The following is a 12,071-nucleotide window of genomic DNA, read 5'->3' as shown; positions in this document are numbered from 1 at the left end:
ATTATATTATGGAAGACTCACAAAAACCTCAACAAAACAAATTCGGAAATTGGTTTAAATCATCTATTACAGCAAGAATGCTCATGGTAGGCTTTTTAACCTTTGTACTCCTTATTCCCTTATTCTTTATTCAAGATTTAATCCGAGAGCGATCACATAGGCAAACCGAAGTTATTGACGAAATAAATGAGCAATGGGGAAGCGAAGTGCTTATCTACGGCCCTATTTTAAAAGTTCCTTACAAAACGTACAAACAAAAAACCGTTACAGATAAAAAAACAAACCAGGTATATACCGAAACCATCGAAGAGATTCGTAATGCCTATTTCTTTTCAGAAAATCTAAACATAAGTACCAATATTAATCCTGAAACAAAAAAAAGGGGCATTTACACAACAGCTGTTTATAACAGTAATATGAACATTTCTGGAGCATTTCTAAAACCAAGTTTTAGTGATATTGAAATTAATGAGAAAGATATTATTTGGAACAAAGCAAAAATCATCATTCAGTCTTCAAACGTGAAAGGTGTAAACGAAGCCAACTTACAACTCAATAATGCCGCTTATCCCCTTACCTCAAAATACAACAGCAAAAAAACCTATAAGTATAACGAGGTAGTGCTTCATACTCTTGAATCAAAACATATTAAAGCAGAACAACTTAATTTTAAAAAACCATTAATTTTTAATATCGATTTCAACATTAAGGGAAGTAAGCAAATTCGTTTTATCCCAACCGGAAAACATACCGAAGCACAAATAAAATCAGACTGGAAAACAGCCAACTTCTTTGGCGAATTCCTTCCTTACAATCAGGATAAAATCACGGATGAAGGCTTTAATGCCAAATGGAAAATTTTAGACCTCAATCGCCCTTTCTCACAAGAACATTTCAATAACATTCCAGATTTAAAAGAATTTGCTTTTGGAGTCAATTTTATGATTCCCGTTGATGAATATCAAAAAAGTGAACGCTCCACAAAATATGGTTTCTTAGTTATAGGCTTAACATTTCTTGTGTTTTTCTTAATCCAAACCTTAAGCAAAATAAACATTCATCCGTTTCAGTATTTAATGATCGGGCTTGCACTTACCATGTTTTACACGCTATTAGTATCCATATCAGAACACAGTAATTTCCTAAAAGCCTACTTAATCTCAGGTGTTTCAGTAATAAGCCTCATTACACTATACTCAAAATCCATCCTTAAAATCATCAAATTTCCCATATTTATAGGATTATCATTAACCGCATTATATACGTTCATTTACGTCATTATTCAATTAGAAAATTATGCGCTTTTAGTAGGTAGCATTGGGCTATTCTTAATCCTAGCTATCGTCATGTTTATATCTCGAAAAATAGATTGGAACAACGGGTAATTTTATTAGTTAATTATTTATGCGTTACCTCGATGAAAAATCGGGGTCGCGCTTTCCGTTCCAAGTCCTCGCACCTCCTTCGTCGGGCTGCGGGCTATCCACTACAATCCCTAACGCAAATCGTAACTATATGAAACATTTTATAATAACAAGTAAAACCATAGCTATTTTAAGCTTTGCAATAGGTACTATCCTATTCATTTTACAACTATACCGTTTCAATTCAGGTAATCTAATTCACACAGGCATTATATTCATAATGTCAGCAGTAATAATTAATACTATATCCCTCCTGGTCTTATTATTTGGCTTACTAGGAAATACAGATAAGTTGGAAATACTAAAAACAATAGGTATAGTATTAGCAAATATTCCAATCGCCATTATATACTTCTATTTATTAATCAATTTTTTATAAAATGAGATTTAGCAGCACATACTTCATAATTGCTTTGCTTTTCTTTATTATAGAAGCACTCGTAGCTATATTTCTAAAAACTGGTTTCATAAGACACACATTTGGAGATTTTCTATGTGTCATTCTACTGTATTGTTTCTTCAAAAGTTTCATTAAAGGTCATCATTTTACAATTGCCAAATCAGTTTTAGCAATTGCCTTTACCATAGAGTTTTTACAGCTCACCAATTATCTAGAATTCTTCAATTTACAGAACAATCATTTAGCAAAACTCGTTTTAGGCAGCACATTTGAATTTTCAGATTTAGTAGCCTACACACTAGGTATTATTACCACAATTGCCCTCGAATTTAAAATTCACAAACTATGGATTTCATAAAACAGCTCTTTTTGTCCCGATTCAAAATATTCACTTTAGTTAGTGTTTCCATACTATTTAGTATCATTTTATTATTGATTAGAATGAAGTTAACACACAACTTCTTCTATTTGTTTCTAGTCTGGAATTTATTTTTAGCAGTCATTCCCTTTGCCATAAGCACATATTTAGTAAGTCTCTCCAAGCTTAATACATTGTGGTTAGTACTTTGTTTTGGGGTTTGGCTGCTTTTTTTACCTAATGCACCATATATCATTACAGATTTATTGCATTTAAAAATAAGTCCAACTCATTTATTGTGGCTCGATATTCTTGTTGTTTTGTCTTTTGCCCTAAATGGATTATTACTTTTTTATTTATCAATTATAGACATAAAAAGTGTTTTACGAACTTTTCTAAGTAAAAAGAAAGTAAACTACGTGATAACAACAATATTTTTTCTAACTGGCTTTGGCGTGTATTTGGGTAGGTTTCTACGCTATAACTCTTGGGAAATTATAAATCATCCAAAATATCTAATTGTAGATATTTTGGACATAGCCATAAAACCAATTGCTCATCAAGAAGCTTGGTTATTTACAATACTCTTTGGTACTTTTTTATCTCTTAGCTTTTGGGTTTTTAATCACCTCTATGCCAAACCATCAACATAATTCTGCAAATAACTGAAACGCTCGGTAAGCAATCCGTTTTCGGTCATTTTAGCACGTTGTAAAACGCCATCTTTATCGTTATTAAAAAACGCTGGGATAACATGTTCAAGAAACTGTTCTCCAAAACCTTCGCTAGCATCTTGCGGTAATTCACATGGCAAATTATCGACAGCCATAACGGTTATGGCTTTTTCATTTTTATAATCTACTTCTTTTTCTGTTTCTGGGTTGTAACCATAAATAGGATCTGCAATAGTAGATGCCCTTAAGGTGGTGGCCACAGGACCGTCAACATCACAACTAATATCTGCAACTACTTTAATATTGAAATCAGGCGATTTTACATCCGCCCTAGTATATAAATAAGGCGCGCCATCTCCGTAAAAATGTCCAGCGACATAATAATCGGTTACCCTAGCAAATCGCATAAAATTAGATTCGTAAGCTTCTGGATGATTAAAAAAATCAAAAACATCGTTAACTTCTTTTCCCTCTTTACGCTTATTATAATCTAAAACATCAATTTTACAATAAACAGGTTCATTAAAACGCTCATTTAAATATGCGTCTACAGAAACACTTTTAATATGCATAGCATCCAACATCTCTTGAGCTCCATTTGATACTTTTCCACTTCCTGTAAGTAAAATTTTGATGTTAGGCACTTCTATTTGATTTAACTCTCTTATTAGCGCTTGTTGGTTTGGCAATGGTCCTGCTTTTGGTAATTGCCATGACTTATATTTCAATCCCCAGGCTCTAAAACCATTGTAAGCACCAACAATGCCTGCATAGCGACCGAAACCTATAAGCCGAAATCCTTTTTCATTGACAATAGTTTCGTGGTCATAAAGCTCAATATTCTTTTCTAGAACAGCTTTTAATAGACTTCTATTATAGGGCTGTTTTTTAATGGTATGTGAAAAGAAAAAATATTTTTTGTTTGGAATAAGTGCCTTTATAGGAACTTCCTTTACCCCAATCAGAACATCACAATCTGATACATCTTCTGAAACTTCAAAACCTGATTTTTCATATGCATCATCTGGAAATACGCGAATATCTGAAGCTTCCACTTTAAACACCGCCTCTGGGAATCTATTTTTTGCTTCTTCCAGTTTTGATGGTGAAAATACCACGCGGCGATCTGGCGGATTTTTGCGTTCTTTTATAATGGCAAATTTCATAAGCTATATCTTTTAAGCCCCCAAAAGAGGTAAATGTTTTCTTTTATGATAGGTTAATGCAAGTAAAATGCAATGTTTTAATTCTAATTCTGGTAACTCATCATCTATTTTTAACACAATTGCTCTATTCCCTTCAAACGTAAATTCATTTCTGTAAATAGTCTTAAAAGTAGAGACTAAGCTAGAAGAACATTGAAAATAAAGGGCGTATTGATTTGGGCTTTTAGCTTTCCAATCCATCCTAATGGTACTGCCGTGTTTAGTAAGGTAACTAGGTTCTCCCCATTTTAATGTTTCTTCTAGACTTTCAATACGGCTCTCTTCTTCAGCTACTTCAAGCACCAATTCCCTGAGGTAAAGCATTTTTGACTTTATATGTATGGGATATGCAATAAATACTTCTTTAACCCTTGGACTACTAACAAGCTGCATATACTGAAAGAATTGGAATAATTTTTGCTCTAAAGTAGTAGGAATTAAAATGAATTACAAACTTTTTGATACCTTTGCTGCCCGCGTTAAGGATTGAAACGACATTCTTTTTGTGCTTAGTATTAAGTTTCAAAACAATAGATACTCTTGAATGGATTACTGTATTTGATGAGATACTGAAACAAGTTCAGCACAAGAAAGATATAGAGGAAAGCCTGACCCGATAGGGTAACGCGAAAATAAAAAATACTATTTCAATAATAATGGGGTCGACTGGTTTTGACAGCGAGATTAATTGAACGGTAAGCACGTCGTGTAATGGCATTGAAACACGTAAAAGGCTAGACCAAATTTTAAACGGCGAGAATAACTACGCTTTAGCTGCATAATTCGAATTATAGTAGAATTAGCCTAGGTACACAAGGTGTACAAGCTTTATGTCTCCGGAAAGCCTTGATTGACGGCGTTCCATTTTGAGGCATCGTAAATGTCAATATAGTTTGAGCAGTGCTTTGATGCTTTTACGAAACTAAAGAAGCTAAGTTGTAAGTGGGTTGTCTTTAACCAGCTTGCAATCGAAAACCCAAGAAAAGAATAAACGTGTAGAAAGCCCTTTGGTTACTTGTTTGGACGAGAGTTCGATTCTCTCCGACTCCACAGAAACCCAAGTATATAGTATATATACTTGGGTTTTATTATTTAGGGATCAATATAAGTTTGAGTGATTTTAATACTCAGTATCCGATATTGGATTGAGCAAGTAAAAACAATTATTTGCGGATTTTTATCTGGGTAAAGGTGAAACAATAAGTTTTCCATGTAATTATTTATGCCAATCCTCAATTAGTCTGAATTTAAAGAAACTTACTTTCTTCATAAATAATTCTAGGAGTATAATTTGCAGGTTTTGAATTTTTAGAATATTTAAATTTTCTTGTATTAAGAGAACTAGCGCATTTCCCAATATAAACGCACTTTCCCTTAATATATTCAATATACTCCTCAACAACAGCAATTTCTATTTTGTGATTATTATTTAAATAGTCTAGCAACGTATCAATTTCAATATTTACATTTCTAATTTCTGTTTTAAATCGGTAAAGGTCTTTTGCAATTTTTACTTTTATTGATCTATACATTTCAGGAGAGAATAAAATAGAGGATTCATATACTTTTAACTTTTTAAAGTGCATACTTGACGGCAATTTACCATTATCAAAAGAAATAATGTCAAGCACCTTAATATTAGCCTTACAGTGTCTCTGAATGTCTTCAATTTCACTATTTAATAACTTCAATTCATTTCCTTTCTTTCTTTTATCTAGTAGGATTAAAATAAAAAAATTAGCAACCAACGCCGCTATTGCACCAATAACTGCGGCTGACAAATCACTATTAAAATACTCCATATGCTTTTTTTTGTTTGAGATTAACATTTCAATTAATTACTAATTTAGTTAATTCTCCAATATATTTTAGTTTAACAAAGTTCCGGCAATTCAATTTAAATAAAAAAAACTTCTAAAGATGAACTTATTTATTGACGTAGTAGTCACGTTTAATAGTTAAGAAGTCTTGATAGAAAATGTGACCTAGAATACCCTTAAACTAATTTTTAAAAACAGTAATTCATTTAAAAATTAATAATAAGCTTTACTTAGAAGTTCAAAAATAATCTTTCATGGATACCTTTACTTTGATAATAGTTAATCGCCTATAAATAAATTATTATATCTATTTTGTAATATCAAATAACAGTATGAAAATGCTTAATACTTAGGCGCTGAACTTTGTTTTAGCATAAATACTAACCAAGAATTACTTGGCCGATATTACTGTTCTATACATTTTAGCTTGTCCATGAAAAACTCCTTATACTTTATTTCTGTAATTTCTTTAGAACCTTTAGTACCTCTAAGTTTTATTGACTTAATTGGAGACTTTTTTAAAGCATCCATCTTTGACTGAGATAGATTTGCTTTAAACAAAAACTCCCCGCATTCCATATCCCAGGAGTGGTAAAAAGATACTACTTGATTATTTTCTAAAGTAATTTTTGTAGATGAACGATTGTTAGAAAAATAACTAACACAACCAAGATCTACTTTCGCATTTATAAAAACACTTGTTTTACGATCTCTCCTGAACAACTCAATAGATAGATCGTTTGTAAGCTTATATGCTTCAGTTCTTACTGTTTTAACATTATAAAAACGATCAAACTCATTAATACTATAGTGGCAGGTGTTTCTATACAACAAATCTGTTGTCATTAATTCTGTCTGCTCTTTTTTTAAATAATCCCCATTAGTTTCTCCTGAAACACTTTTAACTATCGAGTCTCTAATATAAAGCTCTCTTATCTTAACCTGTTCTGATAATTAGCGAGCAATAGAATCTTTAATGAATCGCTCCCTAGATAATTGTTTTACCTTAAGTCTATTTGCAATGGAATCCTTAAGAAATTCTTCTCTATTTTTCTTCTGAATCTCCTCTCTTTTGGATAGAGAGTCTTTAATAATCTTATCCCTAATCAACTTCTGCTGTGAAACTACTTTTCTAATCGAATCTCTTATAAATTGATCTCTAATAGCCTTTTGTTTTGCAAATGCTTTAGCTATCGAATCCTTTACGAAAAACTATCTTACAAGATTTTTTTCCAAATTAACCTGAGCTATGGAATCTTTAACAAAGTCTTCTCTTATTCTCTTCTGTCTTGCAACTACTTTTGCCAGTGAATCACTTACAAATTGATCCATCATAAGCTTTTGTTTTGCAACGGCCTTTGCTACGGAATCTTTTAAAAATTGTTCATTGATTAACTTTTGTTGTGCAACAACTTTTGCAATTGAGTCTTTGACGAATTTTTCTCTAATTGCTGCTAGTCTTTCCTCCTCTTTTTTTGCTATTTCATTAACCTTTTTTTGTCTATTTTCCTTAACTGTAATAGCCCTTGCTCTTTGCTTTTCCTGATATGCATAGTACAAGTCCATCATTTCCTCATTGACCTCTAGATCATCTACGGCAACAATTCCCACCCATTCTTTATATTTAACTCTATAATTATCTCTACCTAAATAATCTAATACAAAACACTTCTCTTCTTCTTTAAAATCAGTAATTGGTTGAGACAATTCATTTAAGCTTTTCTTTAAATTTTTATAGAGGCTACCATCAACAGAAAATTGAGTTGGAATATAATCTCCTGTGAAAATAGACTCCATGAAAATAAAAAAATAAAAAATATTTAGTCAAAACCCTAGTTTTCAGAAAATTTAAGTACTTAACTGAAATAACAATAAATAATAGCGGGTATTTAACATATTCTCAGTAAAATAAGAATCACACTATTTATAAAACAAAAAACCTGTATAAAATTTAATTATACAGGCTTCGGTATTCTCTATTTTAAAGACTTACTAAAGTTTAACTCACTTTTTGCTTTTCTTTCATTTGCTCTAACAACTGTAATTCGTGCTGAATTTCTTGCTTTCTTTCATTAAACTTTCTAACTTTTTCATCAATTATTGCCTGATGTTTAAGTCTTTTTTCGCGTCTTAAAGCATCTTTTTCAAGTTGCTTATTCTTCTCTCTCTTCATTGCCATTTTTTCTCTGGCAACAGACATATATGAAAAACCATACATGCATGCAAATAATAAGGCAATGATACCTAATATGATATAACCGTTATCCATGTGCTATTAAATTGTAATTAAAGTCCCAAAAAGACTGCTATTAATTTATGAAATATGTAAAAAAATGACATATTTTTAATAAAGATATAATAAAAATCTCTTGAAAATGAAATAAAAAAGGTGAATGGCTTAAAAAATGGTTAAAAGATTAGAGCGCTATAAAAAAACCTTAAATATGAATAAACTAATGAAGAAATTATAAAGTGAACAGTTGAAAAACTAGTTGTTATTATGAAGTATAAAATTATTAGATTCCCAATTAAGAAGTCCCCCTTGTAAGTTATAAATTTCAACAAAACCGACTTCTTTAAAAAACTTAATACTTTTTTCACTGCGTTTTCCTGAGCGACAATAAATAAAAACAGGTTTTTTAATATTTAAATTACCAATGGAATCTATAAAGTCCTCAGAAAAATAATCAATATTAGCAGCATTACGAATATGACCTTGAGCATATTCTGCAGGTTTTCTAACATCTATAAGTTGAACTTGTTTGTTATCAATCAAAGACTTAAATTCTTTTGGACTTACATGCGTTAAACCTTCATTTTGTAACTTATAGTTACAGTTAAAAAAGAATATTATAAATGTAAGGCAAAAAAAGAATCTATAATCCTTCATTAGAAACTATTCAAAGTCCACAACATCTCCAGTCCATTCTAACATTCCTCCCTCAAGATTATAAGCATTTTCAAAACCAAGTTGCTCCATGACCTGACAAGCTTTACCGCTTCTATTTCCTGACCTACAATACACATAGTAATTCTTATCTTTATCTAAATCCTCTATTTCACTCAAGAACTCTTGACCTTTATAAATATCAATATGAATGGCATTCGGAATAATTCCATCAGCAACTTCGGCATCCGTTCGTACATCAATCACTACGGCATTATCATCACCTGCTAATTGTTCTGCCCATTCTTCTTGTGTTAAATCTTCCATGTTTTTATAATATAATTACGACGTCGCAAAATTAAGACATCTAAAATTATAGACGAAAAAAAAACCAAAGTATTACACTTCGGTTTTTCTTCATCTTTAATACTTATTAAACTTTAATAGAGCAGCCAATAGCCTTTGTTTCTTTTTCTAATACTTCTTCTCCTTTTAATAAGGCATCAACGGCATCTTCAACATATTTTGTTGTTACAGCTGAAGCATCCTTGTAGTTATTATCTATCGCTCCAATATATTCTACGACATTGCCTTTGCTCGTTTTCTCTAAAACGAAAATATGCGGAGTTTTTGTTGCTCCATATTTTGGATAAACACTTTGGTCTGCGTCAATTAAATATGGAAAGTTAAAACCTTTTTCATCTGCTCTCTTCTTCATTTCGGGTAAGGCATCTCCAGGCTTAACCATTACATTATTAGGCATAATTGCAACTACAGGGTAACCCTTTGAAGCATATTTTCTATTTAATTCTATAATCCTGTCCTCGTACATAACAGCATAAGGGCACGTATTACATGTAAAGGTTACTATAAAACCCTTGGCATCTTTATAATCGGATAACGAAACCATCTTACCATCAATATTTTTAAGCTTAAAATCTTCAGCTACATCGCCAATTTTATAGCCACCTCCAGATTTTAAATTAACGGTAAAAGCACTTATTAATACAACTAAAACTAATAATGACATTAACTGAACTGATTTTTTCATGGTTTTTAGTTTAAAAAATGTTTAACTTCTTTTTCTAACTCTTCATAAGTGAACGAGCGTTCGTAAAATTTACTTTTGTTACGATTATAAATGATAGTTGCCGGAATAGAACCAGACCACTTTTTATCAATTTTTGGAATCCAAGCATTCATATCAGGGTCATCCAAAGCAATTACTTTAGATGATATTTTTTTATCGCGAATAAAAGGTTTTAATTTTTTATCATATACATGTGGAAAATCTAAACTAACCAGTAAAACCTCAACATTATCATCGCTAAACTGTCCATGTAACTTTTCAAAAGAAGGTAATTCCTTAACGCAAGGAGCACACCAAGTTGCCCAAAAATTTATAACATGAACTTTATTATCCTTTATATTTAAAAACTTCTCAAAACCTGCATAATCATAAACTTCTAGTTCAATATCTTCTCTAGAATCCACGTCTTTGATAACTTTATCTGATTCATTCCGAGACAGAGGAACTTCTTTTTTACTTTTTCCACAACTTACCATTAACAGAATGGCAATAAATAACACATTTAACTTCATAAGCATAAAACTAATTAATACTTCTTTGAAAATCTTATAGTTTAACAAACATTTAAATAAAAACTACTTAGAAGTTTTGCTTAATACTTTTTTCATTTCTATATTTGACATCGTTATTAAAAATAAAATGAACAAAAATTTAAATAATACTTGGTGGTGGTGCTTTCGAAATTAATCTTCGTGAAGTAAAATCCTAGTATATTTAAAACTTAAAATATTCAAAAGGCTTGTCATTCACGACAAGCCTTTTTCTTTGTTCTGAATTGATTTCAGAATGAAACAAAAAATATAAAATGAAAAAATTTAGTCTTTACACACATCACAAAAGAATCTTAACAGATACTATCACACCAGTTACGGTTTATTATAAAATTCGTGATAAATACCCTAATAGTATTTTGTTAGAAAGTGGTGATTATCATAGAAGTCACAAAAACTTTTCATACATCTGTTTTAACCCAATTGCTACCATAAAAGTTGAGAACGAAGTTATTTCACAAACTTTTCCCGATGGAAGTTCTACAGAGTTAAACATTACAGATGATGTTAATGTAGTTGATGAGATTTATAATTTCACAAAACGATTTGACACTAAATCTGAAGAAAATTTCAAATTCATTAACAACGGAATATTCGGTTATACCGCCTATGACGCCGTAAGATATTTCGAAGATATTCAAATTAGTAAAAAAGATGATTCAGTAGTAATTCCTGATATATACTATGCCGTTTATCAAAACATCATAGCTATTAATCATTTTAAAAATGAAGCTTATATTTTTGCACATTGCTATGAAGGTGTAGAAAATAATATCGATGCCATTGATAAATTGATAAATGTTCAAAATTTCGCATCCTATAACTTTAATTCAAAAGGAGACATAAAATCTAATTTAACAGATGATGAGTTTAGAGAACATGTTGAAGTAGCAAGAAAACATTGCCAACGTGGAGATGTTTTTCAATTGGTTTTATCGCGACGTTTTTCTCAAGAATTTACGGGCGATGATTTTAATATTTACAGAGCCTTAAGAAGCATAAACCCTTCGCCTTACCTATTCTATTTTGATTATGGCGATTTTAAAATATTTGGAAGCTCGCCAGAAGCACAACTTATTGTTGATGATGGGTTAGCAGAAATTCACCCCATCGCAGGAACGTTTAAAAGAACTGGAGATGAGCAAAAAGACGAAGTTTTAGCCGAAAAATTAAAAAGCGACGATAAAGAAAATGCAGAACATGTTATGCTAGTTGACTTAGCCAGAAACGATTTAAGTCGCCATGGAAGTCAAGTAAAAGTAGTAACCTATCGAGAGGTTCAGTTTTTCTCTCATGTTATTCATCTTGTAAGCAAAGTAACAGGGCAAAAACATGATACAACCTCAACCATGCAAGTAGTGGCTGACACATTTCCTGCTGGGACTTTAAGCGGTGCGCCAAAACACAGAGCTATGCAATTGATTGAGCAATACGAAAAAACCAGTAGAGCATTTTATGGTGGGGCCATTGGTTTCATGGATTTTGATGGTAACTTTAATCACGCCATTATGATAAGAACCTTTTTAAGTAAAGACTATAAATTAAACTGGCAAGCAGGCGCTGGATTGGTTTCAAAATCCAACCAAGAAAGCGAATTACAAGAGGTTTATAATAAATTAGGAGCATTAACTAAAGCTATTAAATTAGCAGAAGATATTTAAG

At 31.4% G+C, this 12,071-nt stretch carries 14 protein-coding genes and 1 other RNA gene; 5 read left to right on the top strand and 10 right to left on the bottom strand.

Annotation, left to right across the window (positions count from 1 at the left end):
* Positions 1-8 precede the first annotated feature (8 nt).
* The 3 genes from creD (at position 9) to Q0857_RS10825 (ending at position 2,835) form a co-directional block, all read left to right on the top strand.
* Positions 9-1,385 carry a cell envelope integrity protein CreD gene (creD, locus tag Q0857_RS10835; RefSeq protein WP_298534972.1) on the top strand — a complete coding sequence of 459 codons (1,377 nt, stop codon included), beginning with the start codon at positions 9-11 and terminating at the stop codon, positions 1,383-1,385.
* Positions 1,386-1,804: 419 nt separating this feature from the next.
* Positions 1,805-2,182, top strand: coding sequence for a DUF2809 domain-containing protein (locus Q0857_RS10830; RefSeq protein ID WP_298534970.1), 378 nt, complete (start codon positions 1,805-1,807; stop codon positions 2,180-2,182).
* Positions 2,170-2,835, top strand: coding sequence for a DUF1361 domain-containing protein (locus Q0857_RS10825; protein WP_298534968.1), 666 nt, complete (start codon positions 2,170-2,172; stop codon positions 2,833-2,835). The genes Q0857_RS10830 and Q0857_RS10825 overlap by 13 nt, the downstream gene beginning before the upstream one ends.
* Here the strand turns inward: Q0857_RS10825 and Q0857_RS10820 are convergent.
* Together Q0857_RS10820 and Q0857_RS10815 are read right to left on the bottom strand one after the other, a co-directional pair.
* Positions 2,814-4,022: an NAD(P)-dependent oxidoreductase gene (locus tag Q0857_RS10820; protein WP_298534966.1), complete on the bottom strand. Its 1,209-nt coding sequence runs from the start codon at positions 4,020-4,022 to the stop codon at positions 2,814-2,816. The two genes, Q0857_RS10825 and Q0857_RS10820, sit on opposite strands and share 22 nt — an antisense overlap.
* A 12-nt stretch (positions 4,023-4,034) precedes the next feature.
* On the bottom strand, positions 4,035-4,454 hold the full coding sequence (locus Q0857_RS10815) for a DUF1801 domain-containing protein (protein WP_298534964.1): 420 nt from the start codon (positions 4,452-4,454) through the stop codon (positions 4,035-4,037).
* Positions 4,455-4,719: 265 nt separating this feature from the next.
* Between Q0857_RS10815 and ssrA the strand changes: the two genes are divergently transcribed.
* Positions 4,720-5,114: a transfer-messenger RNA gene (ssrA, locus tag Q0857_RS10810) on the top strand.
* A gap of 194 nt (positions 5,115-5,308) precedes the next feature.
* Here ssrA and Q0857_RS10805 read toward each other — a convergent pair.
* From Q0857_RS10805 to Q0857_RS10770, 8 genes are all read right to left on the bottom strand, one after another.
* Positions 5,309-5,863: a hypothetical protein gene (locus tag Q0857_RS10805; protein ID WP_298534961.1), complete on the bottom strand. Its 555-nt coding sequence runs from the start codon at positions 5,861-5,863 to the stop codon at positions 5,309-5,311.
* Positions 5,864-6,286: 423 nt separating this feature from the next.
* Complete coding sequence (locus Q0857_RS10800; protein ID WP_298534958.1) at positions 6,287-6,727, bottom strand: hypothetical protein; 441 nt, start codon at positions 6,725-6,727, stop codon at positions 6,287-6,289.
* Positions 6,728-7,093: 366 nt separating this feature from the next.
* A complete protein-coding gene (locus tag Q0857_RS10795) occupies positions 7,094-7,678 on the bottom strand; it encodes a hypothetical protein (protein ID WP_298534956.1) in 585 nt (194 codons plus the stop codon).
* A gap of 202 nt (positions 7,679-7,880) precedes the next feature.
* Positions 7,881-8,150 carry a hypothetical protein gene (locus Q0857_RS10790; RefSeq protein WP_298534954.1) on the bottom strand — a complete coding sequence of 90 codons (270 nt, stop codon included), beginning with the start codon at positions 8,148-8,150 and terminating at the stop codon, positions 7,881-7,883.
* Between the two features lie 219 nt (positions 8,151-8,369).
* Entirely contained in the window at positions 8,370-8,771 is a 402-nt protein-coding gene (locus Q0857_RS10785; RefSeq protein WP_298534952.1) for a rhodanese-like domain-containing protein, read from the bottom strand.
* Positions 8,772-8,777: 6 nt separating this feature from the next.
* Positions 8,778-9,095, bottom strand: a complete 318-nt coding sequence (locus Q0857_RS10780; RefSeq protein ID WP_298534950.1) for a rhodanese-like domain-containing protein — start codon at positions 9,093-9,095, stop codon at positions 8,778-8,780.
* A gap of 106 nt (positions 9,096-9,201) precedes the next feature.
* Positions 9,202-9,819, bottom strand: a complete 618-nt coding sequence (locus tag Q0857_RS10775; RefSeq protein ID WP_298534948.1) for a thioredoxin family protein — start codon at positions 9,817-9,819, stop codon at positions 9,202-9,204.
* Positions 9,820-9,824: 5 nt separating this feature from the next.
* Positions 9,825-10,370 carry a TlpA family protein disulfide reductase gene (locus tag Q0857_RS10770; RefSeq protein WP_298534946.1) on the bottom strand — a complete coding sequence of 182 codons (546 nt, stop codon included), beginning with the start codon at positions 10,368-10,370 and terminating at the stop codon, positions 9,825-9,827.
* Between the two features lie 293 nt (positions 10,371-10,663).
* Here Q0857_RS10770 and Q0857_RS10765 point away from each other — a divergent pair, with 293 nt between their 5' ends.
* Positions 10,664-12,070, top strand: a complete 1,407-nt coding sequence (locus tag Q0857_RS10765) for an anthranilate synthase component I family protein (protein ID WP_298534944.1) — start codon at positions 10,664-10,666, stop codon at positions 12,068-12,070.
* Position 12,071: the final 1 nt, after the last annotated feature.

This window comes from uncultured Algibacter sp., assembly GCF_947495925.1.
Taxonomy (GTDB): domain Bacteria; phylum Bacteroidota; class Bacteroidia; order Flavobacteriales; family Flavobacteriaceae; genus Algibacter_E.
Note: the sequence above shows the minus strand (reverse complement) of the source record. Positions and strands in the feature narration are given on the sequence as shown.